The organism is Mucilaginibacter pallidiroseus, from assembly GCF_007846085.1.
In the GTDB taxonomy this organism is placed as follows: Bacteria; Bacteroidota; Bacteroidia; order Sphingobacteriales; family Sphingobacteriaceae; genus Mucilaginibacter; species Mucilaginibacter pallidiroseus.
Map to the genome: position 1 here is coordinate 109,184 of NZ_VOEJ01000006.1, position 21,195 is coordinate 130,378.

The 21,195-nt window shown below is 43.7% G+C and carries 16 protein-coding genes; 7 read left to right on the plus strand and 9 right to left on the minus strand.

Features of this window, described 5'->3' with window-relative positions; translation table 11 throughout:
• Nucleotides 1-55 precede the first annotated feature (55 nt).
• Complete coding sequence (locus FPZ43_RS13195; protein WP_146382400.1) at nt 56-1,765, plus strand: amino acid permease; 1,710 nt, start codon at nt 56-58, stop codon at nt 1,763-1,765.
• 66 nt (nt 1,766-1,831) lie between these two features.
• Here FPZ43_RS13195 and FPZ43_RS13200 read toward each other — a convergent pair whose 3' ends face one another.
• Nucleotides 1,832-3,013 carry an asparagine synthetase B gene (locus tag FPZ43_RS13200; protein WP_222430974.1) on the minus strand — a complete coding sequence of 394 codons (1,182 nt, stop codon included), beginning with the start codon at nt 3,011-3,013 and terminating at the stop codon, nt 1,832-1,834.
• 752 nt (nt 3,014-3,765) lie between these two features.
• Between FPZ43_RS13200 and FPZ43_RS13205 the strand changes: the two genes are divergently transcribed.
• The gene (locus FPZ43_RS13205) at nt 3,766-4,203 is read left to right on the plus strand and encodes a peptidylprolyl isomerase (protein WP_146382401.1); all 438 of its coding nucleotides are present in this window, start codon (nt 3,766-3,768) and stop codon (nt 4,201-4,203) included.
• A 65-nt stretch (nt 4,204-4,268) separates the two neighbouring features.
• On the plus strand, nt 4,269-4,787 hold the full coding sequence (locus FPZ43_RS13210; RefSeq protein WP_146382402.1) for a DUF5606 family protein: 519 nt from the start codon (nt 4,269-4,271) through the stop codon (nt 4,785-4,787).
• Between the two features lie 213 nt (nt 4,788-5,000).
• Here FPZ43_RS13210 and FPZ43_RS13215 read toward each other — a convergent pair whose 3' ends face one another.
• From FPZ43_RS13215 to rlmH, 3 genes are all read right to left on the minus strand, one after another.
• The gene (locus FPZ43_RS13215) at nt 5,001-5,414 is read right to left on the minus strand and encodes a Dabb family protein (RefSeq protein WP_146382403.1); all 414 of its coding nucleotides are present in this window, start codon (nt 5,412-5,414) and stop codon (nt 5,001-5,003) included.
• Nucleotides 5,415-5,451: 37 nt separating this feature from the next.
• Nucleotides 5,452-6,366: a cation diffusion facilitator family transporter gene (locus FPZ43_RS13220; protein ID WP_146382404.1), complete on the minus strand. Its 915-nt coding sequence runs from the start codon at nt 6,364-6,366 to the stop codon at nt 5,452-5,454.
• Between the two features lie 157 nt (nt 6,367-6,523).
• The gene (gene rlmH / locus FPZ43_RS13225; protein ID WP_146382405.1) at nt 6,524-6,997 is read right to left on the minus strand and encodes a 23S rRNA (pseudouridine(1915)-N(3))-methyltransferase RlmH; all 474 of its coding nucleotides are present in this window, start codon (nt 6,995-6,997) and stop codon (nt 6,524-6,526) included.
• Nucleotides 6,998-8,169: 1,172 nt separating this feature from the next.
• On the opposite strand from rlmH, the gene FPZ43_RS19745 reads away from it, so the two are divergent.
• A complete protein-coding gene (locus tag FPZ43_RS19745) occupies nt 8,170-8,889 on the plus strand; it encodes a MutS-related protein (RefSeq protein ID WP_391563979.1) in 720 nt (239 codons plus the stop codon).
• Nucleotides 8,890-9,068: 179 nt separating this feature from the next.
• On the opposite strand, the gene FPZ43_RS13235 is transcribed toward FPZ43_RS19745, so the two are convergent.
• The 3 genes from FPZ43_RS13235 to leuS all read right to left on the minus strand — a co-directional run bounded on the left by FPZ43_RS13235 (nt 9,069) and on the right by leuS (nt 15,584).
• A complete protein-coding gene (locus FPZ43_RS13235) occupies nt 9,069-11,606 on the minus strand; it encodes a TonB-dependent receptor domain-containing protein (protein ID WP_146382407.1) in 2,538 nt (845 codons plus the stop codon).
• Between the two features lie 81 nt (nt 11,607-11,687).
• Nucleotides 11,688-12,671 (minus strand): acyltransferase family protein, encoded by a 984-nt coding sequence (locus tag FPZ43_RS13240; protein WP_146382408.1) that lies wholly within the window; start codon nt 12,669-12,671, stop codon nt 11,688-11,690.
• A gap of 81 nt (nt 12,672-12,752) precedes the next feature.
• Entirely contained in the window at nt 12,753-15,584 is a 2,832-nt protein-coding gene (leuS, locus tag FPZ43_RS13245; RefSeq protein WP_146382409.1) for a leucine--tRNA ligase, read from the minus strand.
• 152 nt (nt 15,585-15,736) lie between these two features.
• Between leuS and FPZ43_RS13250 the strand changes: the two genes are divergently transcribed.
• Both FPZ43_RS13250 and FPZ43_RS13255 read left to right on the plus strand, forming a co-directional pair.
• Nucleotides 15,737-16,156, plus strand: a complete 420-nt coding sequence (locus tag FPZ43_RS13250; RefSeq protein WP_261381088.1) for a DUF1634 domain-containing protein — start codon at nt 15,737-15,739, stop codon at nt 16,154-16,156.
• Nucleotides 16,157-16,195: 39 nt separating this feature from the next.
• A complete protein-coding gene (locus tag FPZ43_RS13255) occupies nt 16,196-16,411 on the plus strand; it encodes a KTSC domain-containing protein (protein WP_146382410.1) in 216 nt (71 codons plus the stop codon).
• Between the two features lie 3 nt (nt 16,412-16,414).
• Here FPZ43_RS13255 and FPZ43_RS13260 read toward each other — a convergent pair whose 3' ends face one another.
• Nucleotides 16,415-18,895, minus strand: coding sequence for an outer membrane beta-barrel family protein (locus FPZ43_RS13260; RefSeq protein ID WP_146382411.1), 2,481 nt, complete (start codon nt 18,893-18,895; stop codon nt 16,415-16,417).
• A 203-nt stretch (nt 18,896-19,098) separates the two neighbouring features.
• Between FPZ43_RS13260 and FPZ43_RS13265 the strand changes: the two genes are divergently transcribed.
• Nucleotides 19,099-20,388 carry a serine aminopeptidase domain-containing protein gene (locus FPZ43_RS13265; protein WP_146382412.1) on the plus strand — a complete coding sequence of 430 codons (1,290 nt, stop codon included), beginning with the start codon at nt 19,099-19,101 and terminating at the stop codon, nt 20,386-20,388.
• Between the two features lie 66 nt (nt 20,389-20,454).
• On the opposite strand, the gene FPZ43_RS13270 is transcribed toward FPZ43_RS13265, so the two are convergent.
• Nucleotides 20,455-21,168 carry an RluA family pseudouridine synthase gene (locus FPZ43_RS13270; protein ID WP_146382413.1) on the minus strand — a complete coding sequence of 238 codons (714 nt, stop codon included), beginning with the start codon at nt 21,166-21,168 and terminating at the stop codon, nt 20,455-20,457.
• Nucleotides 21,169-21,195: the final 27 nt, after the last annotated feature.

The following is a 21,195-nucleotide window of genomic DNA, read 5'->3' on the forward strand; positions in this document are numbered from 1 at the left end:
ATGCAAAAAAATAGCTATGTTTGGTATGTTTTTGCATTAACTGACCAAATAATAAATGTCGAAAAGTATTTTCCGCAAAAAATCGATAGATAAAATATTGGCCGATGTTGCCAGTGGATTTAGTGATAGCGAGCACTCGGGCGGCATCAGCCTGGCAAAGGCCCTCAATGTAACAGATTTAACTTTAATGGGTATTGCCGCAGTGGTTGGTGCGGGCATCTTTTCAACAATTGGCGAGGCCTCATTCAACGGCGGGCCGGGCGTTACCATCTTATTTGTTTTAACGGCCATAACCTGCGGATTTTCGGCCCTTTGCTATGCTGAGTTTGCATCGCGTATACCAGTGGCTGGCAGCGCCTACACCTATGCTTACGCGTCATTCGGCGAATTAATTGCCTGGATAATAGGCTGGGATTTGCTAATGGAATATGCTATTGGCAACATAGCGGTAGCCATTTCCTGGAGCGAATATTTTGTCAATTTGCTGGAAGGTTTTAAAATACACATGCCATCGTACCTAACGATGGACTATTTTTCGGCATTTACCGCCCACGAAAAACTTGCGGAACTTACCGCAAGCGGCAACACGGCAGAGATAACAGACCGAATGAAGTTGGCTGCCAATGCATGGGCAACTGCGCCAGGCAGCGGCGATATCAGGTTTATCGCCAATATACCGGCGCTGCTTATAGTTATTATTATTACTTACCTAGTTTATGTAGGCATCCGCGAAACCAAAAAGGCAACCAATGCCATGGTTTACCTTAAAATATTTATCGTTTTAGCGGTTATTGCTATCGGGTTTTTTTATGTTACACCAGCCAACTGGCACCCGTTTTTGCCTAATGGCTTTGGCGGAGTAATGAAAGGTGTATCTGGTGTGTTTTTTGCCTACATAGGTTTCGATGCTATATCTACCACGGCAGAGGAATGCCAGAACCCACAACGCGATCTCCCGCGCGGTATGATTTATTCTCTTATTGTTTGTACCATATTGTACATACTTATAGCTTTAGTGTTAACAGGTATGGTAAACTATAAGGAATTACAAGTGGGCGACCCGCTTGCCTTTGTGTTTGCCAAAGTGGGGCTGAATAAAATAAGCGGAATAATTTCCATAAGCGCAGTAATTGCTACTGCCAGCGTGTTGCTGATATTCCAGTTGGGCCAACCACGTATTTGGATGAGCATGAGCCGCGACGGTTTGCTGCCGAAGGCATTTTCACGTATACACCCAAAATATCACACGCCATCATTTGCTACCATAGTAACGGGTATTGTGGTTGCCGTACCTGCTTTATTTCTTAACTTAACCGAGGTTACCAACCTTACCAGTATAGGTACATTGTTTGCGTTTGTGCTGGTTTGTGGTGGCGTACTGCTATTACCTCGCGAGGCTACCGTTAAGGGTAAATTTCAGCTGCCTTATGTCAACTCTCAGTTTATAGTACCGGTTCTGTTTATCATCGGTGTCATATTTTTTAAAGATAAAATTGGCAACCTGATATCGGGCGAGAACGTGCATGAGCGTTTTCCATATTTCCTTTTCATCTTGTTATCGCTCACGCTAACGGTATTATCGTTTGTTAAGAAGCTGTCGCTTATCCCTGTTTTAGGGCTATTGAGCTGCTTTTACCTTATGGCCGAGTTAGAGTACCAAAGCTGGATCCGTTTCCTTGCCTGGCTCGTTATAGGCTTGGTGATCTACTTCTTTTACGGTTACAAACATTCCGTAATGGGCAAAGAGAAAGCCATCAGAGAGTAATCAGCTATATAAGATCTAAGCCGGTTTTTTTGTTTTTTGACGATGCAGAACTTGGCTTCGATTAAATCAGGTTTTTTGTTTCTTCTTTTTTGCCGCGGGGAAAAGGACGTTGTTTAGGATGAGCCTATATCCGGCCGAGTTCGGGTGTAGTTTAAGATCAGTTGGCGGGTCGCCCACCTGGTGCTGGTAATCTTCTGGGTCGTGGCCGCCGTAGAAAGTCCACTGGCCCTTGCCATATTCACCGTGTATATACCGGGCCTCGTTAGCCGTTTTCATTTCACCCATTATGGTAACGCCGGGCTTAAGTCTGTTCTTGTTATAAGCGGTGGTTAGGCCCATAAAACCCTTTATCACTTTATCATGGTTCTGTGTAAGCATACTTGGCACCACATCCCACTTGGCCGAAAAATCGAACAGTGTAAAAAAGTCGCGTGTACGCTCAACCTGGCGGGTAGGCGTAACGTCGATATTGCTGAACTGATGCGAGCTGGGGTTCATATCCAGCGTAAAGTTCTGGAAGGCAAAAGTCTGTGTGAAATCAAGTTTTGATTGTGCTGACGGGTCAACCGGATCGCCGTCGTACATACTGGCGCAGATATCGGTGTTTGCCGCAGACAATGCAATATCAAATGTATCCGTGCCCGAGCACATGGCAAACAGGAAGCCGCCGCCGGCGCAAAAATCACGGATGTGCTGTGCTACAGCAAGTTTCATTTGCGACACCTTTTTAAAGCCAAGCTTAGCGGCAGTTGCCTTTTGTGCCTTCAGGTCGTCATTATACCATTGGGCAAACTGATAAACCGCATAAAACTTGCTGAATTGACCGGTAAAATCCTCGTGATGCAGGTGCAGCCAATCATATTTGGGCAGGTCGCCGCGTATTACTTCCCCATCGTAAATTACATCATAAGGGATTTCGGCATATTTTAAAACCATGGTAACGGCGTCGTCCCAGGGTAGCTTATTTTTGGGCGAATACACCGCCATTTTAGGCGCTTTTTCCAGCTTTACCAAATCCATGTTAACGGATGGATCGGTAACCTCGCTGATGATCTGATTTACTTTGCCATCGGCAATTACCTCGTAACTTACACCGCGTATTTTACATTCGTCCTCGAGGCTTTTGCTGTAACCCATCATAAAACTGCCGCCCCGGTAATTGAGCAGCCAGCTGATGCTCTCGCCGTTTTTTAAGGTCCAGAAAGCGATACCATACGATTTTAAGTGGTCCTTCTGCTCCTCATCCATAGGAATAAGGATAGAAGCGGCCCTGGTTAAGATGGGGAGAAAGCTTAAAGCTAAAAGCAGAAAAGTAAAAGCTGAAAGCTTAAAGCTAAAAGCAGAAGGCTTTGGGGTTTGCGGAAAATTTTGACTCGGTAAAATATTCATCTGCTGTTACCAAATGTAACGATTAATTGGAAATGGTATTATGGAGGGGGTATATTAGGGGTGTGAATCGAAAAACAATCATTATAAATGCTCTTATAGTATTAACGTATTTCCTGCTTTTATTGGTTTGGCTTTTTAATGTATCCGGCGAGGATATAGGCTTAATAGGAGCTTCGATTATATTGGGGTTTATAAATTGGGTTGTCGTTTTGGTAAAGTCTTATCGGGAACGGGACATATCGTCATTAGTTGGCTTTTGTTTAGGAGTGTTGATTTGTACTATAATATTTAAAGGGGTTGACTTCTACAAAGGGCGAACTAATAAAGCTGATGTAACGATAGGAGAATCCAAAGGGTAATGTATACAAAATGCTTAAAACATAAGCGATGAAAATAAATTTGCAACGAGTGCGCTCATTGCTACGCGTTTGCGTTAGGGATAGCAGCGGATACCGGCCGCGTGAATAAGGCCTGCAGGCGTATGAGCGGATAGCCCGGCCGCAGGAAACGCCCAACTGTTATATAATTTGCACTACCGCTAAGCTTTAAGCTTTTAACTTTCGGCTTTTAACTCAATTTATTACCTTTGCCACCTGTTTAAATTTATAACAATGAGCAAAGCAATAATCAAAACCGAAAAAGGCGACATGACCGTAGAGTTTTACGATCAGGATGCGCCAAATACAGTAGCTAACTTTTTAGGCTTGGCTAAGTCAGGTTTTTACGATAACGTAACCTTCCACCGTGTTATTCCTAACTTTGTGGTACAAGGCGGCGACCCGACCGGTACCGGTGCTGGTGGTTCAGGCAAACGTATCGACTGCGAGTTAACAGGCGGTAACCAATACCACGATCGTGGCGTGCTTTCAATGGCACACGCAGGCCGTAACACCGGCAGCTCACAATTTTTCATCTGCCATAGCCGCGACAATACCGCTCACCTTGACAGAAACCACACTTGCTTTGGTAAAGTGGTTGAAAACGTTGACGTTGTTGACGATATACGCGCAGGCGATAAAATTTTAGGAATAGAAGTAATTGAAGGATAGTAATTGGTTGATTGAGAGAGCAGTGAGTAGTTGCTGTCTAGTTAACTGAATCAATAAATATAATAATGAATTTACAGGGAATTGTTGCCGTATCGGGCAAGGCGGGCTTGTGGAAAGCTTTGGCTCAAAATAAAACAGGTTATGTTTTAGAAAGCCTTGACGAGCAAAAAACCAAACTGATTGCCAACTTATCGACAGCTAAACTTGCCGCTTTAAGCGAGATAACCATTTTTGGTTTTGACCAGGATATTAAACTGATTGACATTTTCGAGAAAATGAAATCGGTTGCTGCTATTCCAACCGTTAAAGACGATGGTAAAAAGCTTCGCGAGTTTTTTTACGAAGTAGCACCAGATCACGAAGAGGAAAAGGTGTATGCATCTGATATTAAAAAAATCATCACCTGGTATAACATCATCAAGGATCAGCCTTTGTTTAACGAGGCTGACCCAACTGCTGCTCCTGTAGCCGAAGCTGCACCCGCTGCTGCAGATGAACCTGTAAAGGAAGAAGCCGCTGCTGCCGAACCGGCAGCCGAAGCGCCGAAGCCAAAAGCAAAAAAGACACCTGCTAAAAAAGCATAAGTTATTTTTATTTCATAAACAAAGCCCCGATAGTTTTGCTATCGGGGCTTTGTTGTTTAAAATCATTTGGAAGCTTATACTTATAAAAGGTCATCCTGAACTTGTTTCAGGATCCCACCAGATGGCTTCGATAAGCGAGAGAGATGCCGAATAAATTCGGCATGACCGGGTTTAAATTAATAGTGTTAATTCTTTAATTCAATAAAATCAAGTTCACACAGCATCTATGGCATCGTAAACAATAACCTTTTCCCAAAGATGGCTGCAGTCTTTTATAAATTGTTGGTGAATGGGATGGCTTTGGTAGGTGGCCTGGCCTTCAAGGTTCTCGAAAAACATCAGCTCAGATACAGCCCAGCTATTGTCTACCACGTCGCGCTTTTCGGTACTGGCTACTACGCCTATGCGGAGTTCTTTAATCGTATCTATCTTTTTAAGTGTTTTTAATCCCTCAATGATCCTGTCGCGGTCGGCAACCGAACCGGGATTTTTAAGCCAGAAGAATACGTGATGTACTATCGGGTATTTGCTTTTTTCCATAGGTAGGTTGGTTGCTGATGCAGCCACGGTACCTGCTGCTACAGTAGCTGCTGTTGCTATAAATTTACGACGGTTGGTTGTGCTCATAAATATCAGTTTAACGGCTTCAAGATAATGAAATCATCTAACAATCGGGCTGCTCACATTTCTCATTCGAAAACTCGGGTTCAAAGGTGCTGTGGCTTATAGATAAATGCTCCAGCCTGTGGCGCAGATCGTGCTTGATATCGTTAAAGCTATTCATGTATTCGGGGTTAACCACCAAATGGGCAGTCAAAGCATTTTCTGTAGTGCTCAGGGCCCAAACATGCATGTGGTGAACATCTACCACGCCCTTGGCTTTTAGCAATTCGGATTTAATTTCTTTCAGGTCAATATCTTTCGGTACCCCATCCATCTCCAGGCGTAGGCTATCAACCAATAAGTTCCATGTGCCGGTAAGTATTACTATACCGATGATAATACTCACGGCGCTATCTATCCAGGCGAGGCCGGTAAAATAAATAATTACACCTGATATCACTACGCCTAACGATACAATAGCATCCACCGCCATATGCAAATAGGCTCCCTTAACATTTAGGTCGGTGTCCTTGTCTTTCATAAACAGCCAGGCTGTAAATGCATTTATCAGTATGCCAATAAAAGCTACCCAGGCAACGGTGCCCCCGGCAATAGGCTCGGGGTGGATAAAGCGCATAACGGCCTCGTAAATAATGAAGCCCACGGCTACCACCAATATCACAGCGTTAAAAAAGGATACGATGATAGTTGAGCGCTTATACCCGTAAGTGTAGTTACGGTTAGATTTTGCTTTGGCCAGCTTAAAGGCTAACAGTGCCAGCGCTAATGAGGCTACGTCGCTCAGGTTGTGCCCGGCATCGGTCAGCAATGATAATGAACCGCTTATAAAACCTGCTATAGCCTCCATGATGACGAATGCCGAGTTGAGTACAATGCCAACTATAAAGGCCGTATTAAGATGATCTATTTTAGGTGCGTGATCGTGATGGTGGCCCGCGTGATCGTGACTATGCATATGCTGGTGTACAAACTTGATTATATGTAAATGTGCAAATAAATGCGTTATAATGATAACTGGGAAAGCAGCTTAAGGTTTGTTCTTCCTTAATCATGTAAATCCAATATCATTCAGAAACTTTGACAATCTCAAAAATCCGCTTAATCGCGGTCATTTATTGATGGTGATAAGGCTCACCCTTGATGATACTATAGGCACGGTAAAGCTGCTCTACAAAAAACAGGCGTACCATTTGGTGTGAAAATGTCATTCGGCTAAGGGAGATCTTGTCGTTTGCACGCGCGTAAACCGATTGGTCGAACCCGTAAGGGCCACCCACCACGAAGATTAAATTGGCTGATGATGTTACCGAGCGTTTGTTGATGTAGTTGGCAAACTGTACGGAGGTAAATTCCAGGCCATTTTCATCAAGCAATATGAGGTGATCCTGACTGGTAACCTTTTTTAGAATCAGTTCTGCCTCTTTGCTTTTCTGCTGTTCTTCGGTTAGGGCCTTGGTGTTTTTAAGCTCGGGGATGTCAACAAGTTCAAGCCTGGTATAATGTTTAAGGCGCTTTACATATTTTTCGATACCTTCTTTTAAATAAGCATCTTCTGTTTTGCCAACCGTAATAAAAGTAATCTTCATGTACCTGCCTTAAAATATGCGCCGAAATTTGCGGTTATTATTGTAACATTGAGGCTGCAAATTTACCTATAAAGCCGCAAAACCTTATGGATAGCTCAATAATAAATAACTACACCCAAGCTGCAAACGCGGCCGCGCTGCAGGCCGATAAATACCGTAAGCAAGCCAATACTTATTCGCTTTTGCGCCTGGGCATTTTTGCGCTGATGGTGTTTGCCGTTTACCTTACCGTTACCAATGATGATTTTACCATAATGGCGGTAGCTTTTATTGTATTACTGGCGGGCTTCGCTTGGTTGGTATCAAAACAGGCAGCATTTGAACGCCAGCGCGACTACTACCTCAACCTGCAACGCATCAACGAAAACGAGATTACCAGCCTGCAAACAAGCGATAACATTTACAGCAATGGCCAGCAGTTTGCCAACGATAAGCACTTATACACTTCCGATTTGGATATTTTTGGTAATGCTTCGCTCTATCAACTCATCAACAGGGCGGCGACTACCGCCGGCAATTTTAAACTGGCTGCCTGGCTTGATGCACCGGCAAGTAAGGATGTGGTTTTACAAAGGCAGGACGCTGTAAAGGAAATTGCAGCTAAAAACGAGTGGAAAAAAGAACTGCAAACGCTTTTACTTTTCGCTAAAAACGATGACCCGAACCGACTGATAAACCTGTTTAAGTTTTTGAAGATGCCGCTTAATTTTCCCGGTGAGCGGGCGTTAGGCACTTATGCAAAGGTTGCGCCTTATTTGTTGGTATTGGCTATAGTGGGAGCGTTGTTTTTGCCGCTGGTAAAGTCCGTGGCTATACTTATTGCACTTGTCAATCTTGGTATTGTTGCAAGCAAAGGTACCCATATTAAAAAGGCCGACATGGTTGCCGACAAAATAGGCACTATGCTGGGCAATTATGCAGGAGTTTTCAATAAGATTGAAAGTGAGCCCTGGCAGTCTGCTTATAACAATGCACTTGCCCAAAAACTGAAAGATGATGATACCTCGGCCAAAATTAAGGAGCTATCGGGCTTAATTAGTAAGCTAAATTATCATCTAAATATAATTGTTGGTGTAGTGCTTAACGCCACCATGCTTTGGGATATCAGGCAAATCATCGCTATTGAGAACTGGAAACGCAACAACCAGCAGAATATTGAACACGCGTTTGACGTGATTGCCGACTTTGAAGCCATCATTAGCATCGCAACAACAAATATCAACTATCCTGAATGGGTAACACCGGTAATAGCCGATACAGAAGGGTACACGCTAAAGGCAAAGAATATTGCTCATCCGCTTATCCGCACGGGTAACCGGGTTGATAACGACTACGACTTGAATAACACGTTTGGCATCGATATTATAACGGGTTCCAACATGGCGGGTAAAAGCACCTTCTTACGTACCATAGGCATCAATTCGGTGCTGGCGCTTGCCGGGGCAAATGTTTGTGCATCGGTTATGGAAGTATCCGTGATTACTATCGTGTCATACATGCGCATCAAAGATTCGCTCAACGAAAGCACGTCAACCTTTAAGGCCGAGCTTGACAGGTTGCAGATGTTGCTTGCGGCGGTTGATAATGAACACCGTGTGTTCTTTTTGATTGATGAAATGCTGCGCGGCACCAACTCGGTCGATAAATATCTTGGCTCAAAAGCAGTGATTGAGCAGCTGATAGCTAAAAAAGGCGTGGGTATGGTGGCCACTCACGATTTACAAATTGCCCGCCTGGAAGACAAGTACCCGGGATATGTACGCAATTACTATTTTGACATCCGGGTAGAAAACGACGAAATGCTTTTTGATTATAAACTTAAGCACGGCGAGTGCAAAACCTTTAACGCATCATTACTGCTTAAGCGGATTGGGATTGAGGTAGGGGAATAGATTTCAGATATGCAGATCCCAGATTTGCAAATTTAAAGTGTGCTGGTCTTAGATATGAAGCTATGTTTTCTATAAGGTATGTAGATACGAAAGCATGACTTTTTATAGAAGCCATTAAAAAACGAAGCACCGGCAGATTAACTCTGCCGGTGCTTTTTATATTATAGTACTATGTATTATTAGCGTTGTTGTGCACCGCCGCCGCCTACGCCGCTTTGGTCGCCGCCTTGTACCTGATCGTCATTGTTAACGCCTTTTTTCTTCTGCATTGGGTTGCTGAAGCTGATTTTACCAAAGCTGTAGCTAAACGTGATACCGAACGACTGGAACGGAATACGTGAGTTAAAGCTTTGCGTAAAGCCAGGGCTTGAGATATCCTGTTTAAATGATTTGTTAACCGCAAATGGCTGTACGGCATTGAAGCCAATTGATGCTTTCTTATCAGCAAATTGCTTTTTAAGACCGAAAGCGTAAATACCAAACGCAGGGCTTGTTCCTTGTATAGTGCGGCGCTGTGAGTTGTTGAACGCAAAAGCCTCAAAGATGAAGTTTTTAGGCAAATTCAATGTTGCGCTACCAAACATGGTGCTCATTACCCTGGTTTTTAATGCATCCTGGTTAATAAACCCTGCGTATGCAGCATAAACAGTAGGGTTATACGTAAACACGTTGATGTTTGCACGGATAGTCAACGGCTTTATTGGGTTTATTGATCCGAAGAAGCTTGCACCCATTGAGTTGTTTTCTGCAACGTTGTTTTGTACCGTACGGTTAATTACAACACCGTTATCATTAACAGGGCTGGCAATACCTTCGATAAGGTTACCTGTGTGTTTGTAATAAACCGAGAAGTTAACTACCGATGATTTAATAAATGCATTATAATTCAACTCAACGGTTTGTGAAATTTCCGGCGCAAGGTTAGGGTTACCTACGCTTTGGCTTTGCTGGTTAGCACGGTTAATAAAAGGGTTTAATACCTGCAAGCTAGGGCGCTGTATACGTTTAGCGTATGACAACTTAAGTGTATTTGAACCTATTACCTTTTGTAAAGTTAAGCTTGGTACAAAAGTATTATAGCTTGCTGTAAAAGGCTGCAAAGTTTGTGAATTGCTTCCGTTTGCATAAGGTGCCTGCGGGTCGCCCTCAATCTGTGTATTCTCTAAACGCGCACCTGCCAATACCGAGTAATTTTTAGGCAGTGTGATGGTAAACACACCATAGCCTGCATATACGTTCTGGGTATAATCGTACAGGTTCGAGTTTTCTGTGTCTAGTACCGGGTTGTTACCGTCAGAGTTTACAGTGTATATATCATAAGAGCTATTGATACGGCGCTGGATAGTTTTACCACCTGCTTCTAATTTAAATACTTTGTTAATTGGCAAAGTATAATCGGCCTGTGCAGTGTACTCGTTGTTTTTACCATTGTTGTTTGCCTTTTGGCTGTTGTACAAAGCCGTAAACAAGTTGGTATAATCTGTTTTGATATCGCTGTGGCTCCACTGGCCTGATACCACGATTTCGTGACCCTGTTTTTTAAACTTGTGGGTGTAATCGATATTCCAGTCAAAACCGCTGAACTTGTTTTTGTTTGAGCTGCGGCCAGTATAATTTAAGTTGTTAGCACTGTTAAGCAAATCTTCAAACCTGTATGTACCGCCGCCGTTGGTGTTAAATCCACCATCGTTTACGGCAATTGTACTGTTAATGCTATTAAAACCATTAAACTCGTAACCAGCCGTTACCGATCCGCGGATACCGTGACGTTTTACCTCGCTGCTAAGGCTGTTTGTGTTACGTTGGTTAACGCCGTTTGCATTAAGTGTCTGGTTGAAATCGGTATATGATGTTTGAGGCCAGCCTGCATTACCACCAATATTGGTTGAAAAATTAAAACGGTTTTTGTTATAGTTGAAGTTGATGTTACCGTTATTTTGACGGGTACCTACACCACCGCTCACGCTACCGCTAATACCCGATGCATTTTTGGTTTTGGTAATGATATTGATGATACCGCCAGAGCCCTCTGCATCATATTTAGCAGATGGAGAAGTCAACACCTCGATGCTTTTGATCTGATCTGCAGGGATGGTTTTTAATACATCGCTTAAGCTGGCAGATGTAGCACCTGAAGGCCTGCCGTTAATCAAAACACGGACATTCTGGTCGCCGCGTAATGCCACGTTACCGTTCATGTCTACCGATACCAATGGCACTTTTTGCAATACATCTGTTGCATTACCGCCAGCTGCTGTCAGGTCTTTTTCAGCATTGTAAACAATTTTATCTATTCTGTTTTCTACAAGTGCCTGCTGGCCAACTATCTGCACCTCCTTTAAAGCGCGTGCTGTTGGCGCAACAATAATGTTGCCCAAGCCTGCATCCGGTTTGGAAGCTGTTGTAGTAACCGGATCAATGTTTTTAGTTTGATAGCCGAGGAATGAAACAGCAACTTTGTAAGAACCTGCGCGGATGTTATCAAACTTAAAGTTTCCTTTTTCGTCGGTAAGTACACCGTTTATAGGTGTTTTGCCGCCGCTTTTAAATAAGCTAACGGTTGCATAGTCCACAGGTTTTTTGGTAAGCGAATCTATCACCGTACCCGATATCCTGCCTACCACGCTTGAGCCCGCGCCGCCGCCGCCAACAGGAAACTGAGCCCTGGCTGTTAATGCTGCGCAAAACATTATGGTTAATAGTAGTATTCGTTTCATATAATTTGGTTGAATTTTGGAATTGGAGGCGAAAATGCTGAAAATGTTACAGGCAATTTTCGGTTAATTGTAATTATCTGATTACTGTAATGTATATGTTACACTATGTGCCACATTTACACCATTATAAGAAGCTTTTTTTGAGAGCCTCATACATGGCCGCTCTATTAGCAAATAAAAAATATAGGCGAAAACAATACTAACAATTATACCGCTTGTAAACGCAATGCCCTTACCTACAATTGTTTTAGGTAGATTTTGACCAAGGAGGACAACCAGCCTGCTACCTATGGCGTCATGAGTTAAGTATAAGGAGAATGAAATCCGGGCAAAGAAACTCACGGCCCTGTTTTGCTTTAAAGGGAGTACCAGGATCAGTAATGTTAGAACGCCTGCGGCGATTGGTAGCCAGTTGCCGGTAGCACACTGATAAACGAAAATTGGCAGTATTAACAGTGTGGTTAGCAACCCGGTAGTTTTTTGGGAATACCATCTGTAATAAAGCATGCCTAAAGCAAAAAATGAGAATACGCCGGAAATAGTACTTCCGGGTACGTCTATGGAGCAGGAGAGCAGCCATACTCCCATCACAAACCAAGTTCCCCACCTTCCATTAAACACCGGGAAAGCTAAGGCAATGAACAAGTAAAACTGAAATTCGATACCCAATGTCCAATAAACCGGGCTTAAATATGGTTTGCCGGTAAAGTTATTGATATAGGCAAAATGACCGGCCACGTTAAGCCAATCCGGACTCGTGTAATCGTTAATAAATAATCTATTGAGTAATAAAATCAGAATAATGGATGCCACGTACGGCGGCTCAATGCGGATTAGCCTTTTAATGATAAAAGTGCCGGCGTTGCGCCAGGTGTACCCATGGGGAATTGCCCAGCAAATAATAAAGCCTGATAGTACAAAAAACATTTGTACACCAAGCCACCCGTACTTTAATACAGGTAATGCCTTTCCACCCAAATGAAACAATGCTACAGCGAGAGACGCTATTGCACGCACGTAATCTACCTGTGGCAAGTGCTGTTTTAACGCAGGGGTGGTTGGCATGGCATTGTAAAGGTACGGTAAATATAAAAAAGGCCGCCAGGCTAAAGCTTGGCGGCCGGTAGAGTACAAAAGTTTTATTAATTAAACCACAATATTTACAATGCGGCCTTTCACTACAATCAGTTTCTTAGGCGTTTTGCCGTCCAGGTATTTTTGAACATCTGCGCTGGCTAATACCGCTTCTTCTACTTCTTTTTGTTCAAGCGTAAGCGGTAAGCTAATGGTTGTTTTCATTTTTCCGTTGATAGATACGGGGTAGTTGAATGAATCTTCGACCAAGTAAGCCGGGTTGAATTTAGGATATGAAGCGTAAGACAATGTGCCTGCCTCGTTGCCAAGCAATACCCAAAGTTCCTCGCAGATGTGCGGTGCATAAGGCTCTAATATGATCACCAAATCCTGCAGGATAGCGCGTTTGTTACATTTAAGATCGGTAAGTTCATTAACCGCTATCATGAAGCTTGATACAGATGTGTTGAATGAAAAACGCTCAATATCCTGCTCAACCTTCTGGATTATTTTGTGCAATGCTTTCAACTCAGCTTTTGATGGCTCGGCATCACTTACCGTAAAATTAAAATCAGCGTCATGGAACAATTTCCAAAATTTACGCAGGAATTTGAACACACCCTCGATACCGTTGGTGTTCCACGGTTTGCTTTGCTCAAGCGGCCCAAGGAACATTTCGTACATGCGCAGCGTGTCTGCGCCATAGCGTTGCGCGAGGTCATCTGGGTTAACTACGTTATAGTAACGTTTAGACATTTTTTCAATCTCTACACCGCAGATATATTTCCCGTTTTCAAGTATAAATTCGGCATCTTTGAAGTCAGGGCGCCATTCCTTAAACTTATTTAAATTCAATACCTCATTCTCCACAATGTTTACATCTACGTGAATTGGCGAAGTTTCATAGTCCTTTATCAAACCATGTGACACAAAGGTGTTGGTGCCTTTTCCTTCTGCATCAATTAAACGGTAAACAAAGTTACTTCGGCCCTGGATCATACCCTGATTGATAAGCTTTTTAAAAGGCTCTTCTTCAACCACTTTGCCAATGTCTTTCAAAAACTTGTTCCAAAAGCGGCTGTACAACAAGTGACCGGTGGCATGTTCGCTGCCGCCAATGTAAAGGTCAACGTCTTTCCAATATTCGATGGCATCCTTAGATGCAAACTCCTGATCGTTATGTGCATCCATATAGCGATACCAGTACCAGCTTGAGCCGGCCCAACCAGGCATGGTGCTTAGTTCGTATTCACCTTTTGGGTGCTTCCAGTCCGAAGCGCGACCCAATGGTGGTTCTCCAGTTTCAGTTGGTAAATATTTATCAATGTCAGGCAGCAAAAGAGGTAAGTCTGACTCTTCTATTAAGCGCGGTATATTAGCTTTAAAGTAAACCGGTACGGGCTCACCCCAATAACGCTGACGGCCGAAAATGGCATCGCGCATCCTGAAATTTACCTTTGCTTTCCCCAAGCCAAGTTCTTCCAATTTAGCAACTACGGCAGCGGTAGCTTCCTTGTATTCCAGGCCATTGATAAAATTCGAGTTAATGTATTTACCTTCCTTGGTCGGATCAGCCTCGGTATCTATCTTTTGGATATCAATGATCGGGATGATCGGTAAGTTAAAGTGCTTGGCAAACAGGTAGTCGCGCTGGTCGCCGCTTGGCACCGCCATTACAGCGCCTGTGCCGTAACCTGCCAAAACATAATCCGCAATCCAGATCTGTACCATCTCGCCATTTAGCGGGTTGGTAACATAGCTACCCGTAAAAGCGCCTGATACGGTTTTGGTATCGGCCATACGGTCAAGCTCACTTTTCTTTTTGGTTTGGGTTATGTATGCTTCAATAGCGTCTTTTTGCTCGGGCGTGGTCAATTGCGAAACAAGCTCATGCTCGGGTGCTATTACCAAGAAGCTTACACCAAAAATGGTATCAACTCGGGTGGTGAATACTTCAATATAAGGAGCCGGAGTTTCGGTGCCGGTTGCTAGAGTGCCCTCACTTACACCCGCACCAGCTGCCCCATAGATAGGAAACTTTACACTTGCACCAACGCTCTTGCCAATCCAGTTGCGCTGCATTTCTTTAAGCGGTTCGGGCCAGTCAATAGTATCGAGCCCGGTAAGCAGTCGCTGGGCATAGGCAGTTATGCGCATGCTCCACTGCATCATTTTCTTTTGTTCAACAGGGTAACCGCCGCGCTCGCTAAAGCCGTCTTTCACCTCGTCATTAGCCAACACGGTACCCAGGGCGGCGCACCAGTTTACAGTGCTTTCGCGCAGGTAGGTAAGGCGATATTTTAACAATTCTTCCTGCTGCTGCTGGTTGGTCATGGCCTTCCACTCGTCGGCAGTAAAACTTAATATTTCATCATCGCAAGCGGCATTGATACCGGCAGAGCCGTTGCTCTCAAAGTGCGCTACCAATTTGTCAATACCTTCGGCTTTATCGGCATCTTTATTATACCAGCTGTTAAACAGCTGCATAAATATCCACTGTGTCCACTTGTAATAATCGGGCGAGCTGGTGCGCACTTCGCGGCTCCAGTCGAATGAGAAACCAATTTGGTCCAGCTGGCGGCGGTAGGTGGCAATATTGGCTTCGGTGGTAACAGAAGGATGCTGACCGGTTTGTATAGCATACTGCTCGGCCGGCAGGCCAAAGCTATCATAACCCATAGGGTGCAACACGTTAAAACCTTTAAGGCGCTTGTAGCGTGCAAAAATATCTGAGGCAATGTAACCCAGCGGGTGCCCAACATGCAGGCCCGCACCAGATGGGTAGGGGAACATATCCAGCACATAGTACTTTGGTTTATCGCTTGTGTTTTCGGCTTTAAACGTATGGTTGTCGGCCCAAAACTGTTGCCATTTTTTCTCGATATCCTTAAATTGATAATCCATTATTGTATTTACACATTGGTAAGATTGCGAAAATAGTAAAAACTGCTTACACATAAATCATTAAGCAGCAGTTTCAGCACACAAAGTCCATATATCCTGTAGGCTTACATTAAAGTTTGCGGCGCATTTTTAATGGTGTACTTTCGTGGCACATGGCGGTTTACGTACGCAAACCGGGCCGTTTAAACATGGGCAAAGCGTTTAAGGATAAAGATATGCAGGCTGTTATTGGCTGGGTGCTCCGTTTAGGGGTACTTATATCTATGCTTGTGGTATTCATTGGCGGGATTATTTATCTGTATCGCCATGGCCATACAACTGCCAGTTACCATCAGTTTAAAGGTGTGCCCGATTTTGTTACCGGCATACCCAACATTTTTAGCGCAATTGTAAACGGGCGCGGCCGGGCCATTATACAGGCGGGCATTATTTTACTTATCATAACGCCAATTGTGCGGGTAGCCTTTTCAATTGTTGGCTTCATCATCGAGCGTGATTGGCTTTACACCGGTATCTCCGTTATCGTATTGCTTATCATTCTTTTTAGTGCCATCAGCGGCCACGCAGGATAAATTTCTAAAACTATTTTGATTTAATGGCGCTGTATAGGTATGTATCGTGTTCCTGTACATTCATCGGCTTTGCAAAGCGTGGGCTATGATGCCGATGCAGAAGTTTTGGAACTCGAATTCCATGATAACGGCGGCGTTTGGCAGTACCTTAACATCAAGCCATCGGTGTTCAAAAAATTTGCACGATCACAATCATTAGGCAATTACTTTGTAACTAAAATAAAAGGTAAATATCCCGAGAAAAAGGTAGGGTAGTGGCTATTGATTAAGGCGCTTTTGCTCGGCCTCGTTACCTACATTGCGGCGCGCTGCTGCCTTAACTGATTTTTTACCGAAGCGGTACGTAAAGTCGAGCTTAAAGTAACGGGTTTCGGTTTTATCGTATATCGAGAGCCTTAGGTTGTTAAAGTTCACATTTCCCCTGTCTCGCCTAACGTTAAATATGTCATTTGCATTGAGTGTTAGCTTGCCGAGCTTATTAAACAACTGCTTGCTTATGCCGGCATTTATGTAGTAAACAGGTTTAAAGCGGGTAATACCATAAATAGCGCTGCTTTCATAGTGGCCGGCAATTTCGGCAGCAATGGTTTTACTGATGGTAAAATTTTGACTGGTATTAAGCACCAGATAGCCCGATCCTTTACTAAAGTTGCCATAGCGTAGATACACTACATATTTTTGATAAGCCAGGTCGGCATCAAAAGTAGCCGTCCACCAGTTGTTAAACGTCACCGGAGCGTTAAAAGTAACGCCGTAGTAATAGGCCTTACCCAGGTTGCGCCTTGTGGCCAGGTTTATACCTGTGCTATCATTTTGTACATAATAGCTAAAATTGCCATTGGTAATAAAGGATGCGTAAAGCGATGTAGTTATATCTTTATTATAAGTGTGGCTCAGCTTGATGGTATGGTTATACTCCGGCCTTAAATAAGGGTTGCCCTGCTGATAATTATACGGATCAAGATAAACCAAAAACGGATTTAGGTTATCATAGATTGGCCTTTCCAAACCACGTGAGTAGGCTAACGAATATTCGTTTTTGTCGTCCTTTTTATAATTAAGCAGGAGCGAAGGGAACAGGTTCAAATAATTGTAAGGTATAACCCGGCTCGAGCTTATTGAATTACCTTTTGATTTTGTGTACTCGGCACGTAAACCTGCCTGTAAATCAACTTTGCCAATGGTTTGGCTGTAATCTGCATAGGCAGCGCCTACATCCTCGTTATAAATAAATTGGTTGCTAAAATTTGGGTCGACGGTATAGCTATTTCCTACAAGCGGGCCAAAAATGAGGCTGTTGTCACTTCTTGATTTACTTAGTTTCACGCCCGAAGCAAACCTACCTGTTTTAGCTATTGGCGAAGTAAAATCTAGCATGCCTGTCCAGTTGTAACGGGTAGATTTTGACAGGTTTTGAAGCAACAATGGGCTACGATACATTTGCCCGGCGGCATTATAAAACCAGTTGTCGATATACTCATCGTTGTTACGGCCATAGGGCGAATAAGTTATGTTGGCCGCCAGTGTTTTGCCCGCCTTGTCAAGCGTGCCTGTGTAGTTAACGTTGTAATTTACGTTGTGCAACTTCCTGTCGATGGTAGAATTAGCCAGCACGGTAGAGTCAAGCACGCTGTTGTTTTTAATATCCAGGCGATTATCTTTTTTGAAGTCGAAGTTATTGCTAAAGCCGGTAACTAAAACGCCAACCGTATGTTTGGGAGATAAAAAGAAGTCGGCCCCGGCACGGTAGTAGTTGGTTTGCCCAACCTGGATATTATGATATGCCGAGCGGTAATTGCTTGTTAATCCAGGGTTGGTAACATCCCTGTCGTTAACAATTTCCCTAAAGGTTTTATTGTTGGTAAAGTTATAGCTGGCGTAAATATTTACGCTTTTGGTGCGATGATTAAATGAGATACCGGCATTGCTTTTATAAAAAGTGCCATAACCTGCGCCCAAAGAAATGGTACCATTTGTACCTACGTTTTTGCCCTTCTTTAAAACGATATTAATAATACCGCCTGCCGATGCATCGTATTTTGATGTGCCGCCCGACAGGATTTCCATACGCTCAATATTATTGCCAGGCGTGCTTCTAAGCAGAGCCGCGAGGTCTGATCCGGTTAGGTTGGTAGCTTTACCATCAACCATAACCAATGCACGCTGCCTGCCGCTCACGCTTATAACATCATTATTGTCTACTTTAACCCCAGGCGACTGCCTCAAAATATCCAATGCCGATTTACCTTCGGCCGTGATGCTGGCCTGTGGGTTAATCACAGTTTTGCCGGGCCGCACTTCAACAAACGGGGTTTTAGCGGTTATGGCAACTTCTTTAAGCTGTGTGCTTTCGGGCAGTAGTATAATCGGCTCCGCGTTTGTTTGGCGCCCGCTGATTACATTATAGGCAGGAGAGTAGTACTTTTGATAACCCAGGCGCGTAACAAGTACAATGTAAATACCAGGTTTAATATTATTAAATGCATATGTGCCCATGCTGCCAACCAGGGCAGATGATACCACGGCAGAGTCGGCCCGGTTTAGCAGGATGACCGTTGCCGCAGCGGCTGGCTGGTTATTTTGTAGAGCAACGTTACCTTTTAATGTTGTGGTAACGGGTTGAGCCAAACAAATACACAATACGCATGAAAGGAATACCGTAAGCAGGCTTCCTGTTATTAATCTCATCAATACGCATGAAAGGAATACCGTAAGCAGGCTTCCTGTTATTAATCTCATTAAATTAGTTAGTAGAATTTTTAATCGATACGGTTGCTTTAAAAAACAGAATGTCTAATATAACAACAATATTACAATTGTACACTGTATGTAAGGTTTGTACGCTATATGAGAATAATTTGTTGCATTTTCTCACATTTTGATAAACGTATAAAGGCACTAATTTTTCTTATTTTCGCGCTTAAGTATTTTTTAAGCTATTGATGATGAAGCGTGTATTTATAATGTTGATGTGCTTGTGCGTTAGCGCAAGTGCCTGGTCGCAAACCCCGCCCGCTGTTTATGCAACTGTTGCCAACAAGTTTAAAGCCTTGTATAACAATAACCAGCCCGACAGCATTTTTGCTATGTTTAGCCCCGAGATGAAGGCCAGCCTTCCGCTCGACAAGTTTAAGCCAACAACCATCCAACTTAAAAGCCAGTTGGGCAACCTTACCCAGACTGACTTTGTGAAATACAATGCTCCACTGGCTATCTACAAAGCTGTTTTCGAAAAGGCAACCTTTCTGCTAAACATATCTCTTAATGCGCAAAATAAACTAACCGGCCTTATATTGAGCCCCTATGTGGAGTCGACAAAGAGCATCGAGATAGACCCTTCTTTGATAGAGTCGCCGGTGCAATTAAAAAACTTTACCGGAACCATATCAGGAACGTTAACAATGCCCAAGAATGCAAATGGTAAATTACCCGTTGTGCTTATCATCGCCGGATCGGGCCCTACAGACCGGGACGGTAATAGTCCAAAGCTGGGTTTAAACGGCAATACTTATAAAATGCTGGCAAACGAACTGGGCAAAAACGGCATAGCGACAGTACGTTATGATAAACGTATGGTTGGCCAAAGCGTAAGTGTTGCCAAAGAAAAAGAAATACGCTTTGAAGACTATGTTGACGATGCCGTGGGCCTTGTGAAAATGCTAAGCGAAGATGACCGCTTTTCGAAAGTGATTGTTTTGGGCCACAGCGAGGGATCCTTAATTGGTTTGCTTACTATAAGGGGGCAAGCCGCAAAAGGATTTATCTCTGTTGCAGGTGCAGGCCGCCCGGCCGATCAGATTGTTATGGAACAAGTAAAGGCAACACAACCGGCATTTATATTCGATCAATACAAACGTATGCAGGATAGCTTACGCAAAGGCAAATTTACCGATAATATCGACCCGAAACTTTACCCAATAGCCAGGCCGGATATACAACCCTACCTGATGTCGTGGTTTAGATATGACCCTATCCGCGAAATGAAAAAGGTAAAAATTCCTACGCTGATTCTCCAGGGTACCACAGATATACAGGTGCCCGTTACCGATGCCGAAAAGTTGAAAAAAGCCAACTCGGCTGCTACATTGGTTATTGTGCCGGGCATGAATCATATTTTAAAAGAAGCCCCGGCAGATCAGGCACAGAACGCTGCTACTTACAGCCAGTCAAACTTGCCTATAAAGCCCGAGGTTACAGCAGCTATAGTAGATTTTGTAAAGAGGATTAATTAGCTTTATAGCATATCAAATAAAACGGGCAGGTAATTACCCGCCCATTTTATTTATTTGACAATTTTATCAGTCTATAAGGGATTGGAATTTTTCCCAGAAACCATCCTGCGGCAGCGGGGCCACTATGGTTATCTTTTCGTGCTTTACCGGGTGCTGAAACTTTAGCCTACGGGCGTGCAGGCAAATGCTTTTACGCAGGCTGCCGCGTGGATAGCCGTACTTATTATCGCCAACTATAGGGCAACCCAATGTTGATAGCTGCACACGTATCTGGTGCGGGCGGCCGGTAATGGGGTCAACCTCTATAACAAAATACCCGTCGCGCTCGCCTGTAAGGCGATAGTTAAGCTCAGATCGCAGGCTGCCCTGCACTTCTTTATCATGCGCTTTGGTGACGTTTTTCTGCGAATTTTTTACAAGCCAGTGCACCAAATTACCCGCCTCTGGCTGGGGGCGTTTCCGCGTTATGGCATAATAGGTTTTATGCATATCGCGGTTTTTAAACATTTTGTTTATCCTGTCGAGCGCTTTGCTTGTCTTGGCAAACAATATAACGCCGCTCACGGGCCTGTCCAACCGGTGCACAACACCTAAAAAGGCGCCGTTTGGCTTATTGTATTTTTGGGCTATGTAGCGCTTTACCTTTTCATCCAAAGGTTCATCGCCGGTTTCGTCAACCTGTACAATATCGCCGGCACGCTTGTTTATAGCAATAAGGTGGTTGTCCTCATAAAGTACATCCTTATCGGTAATATCAGTGTTAAATTCGGGTTTTGCCATTCGGTATTTTGTAGCCAGTGTAATGCA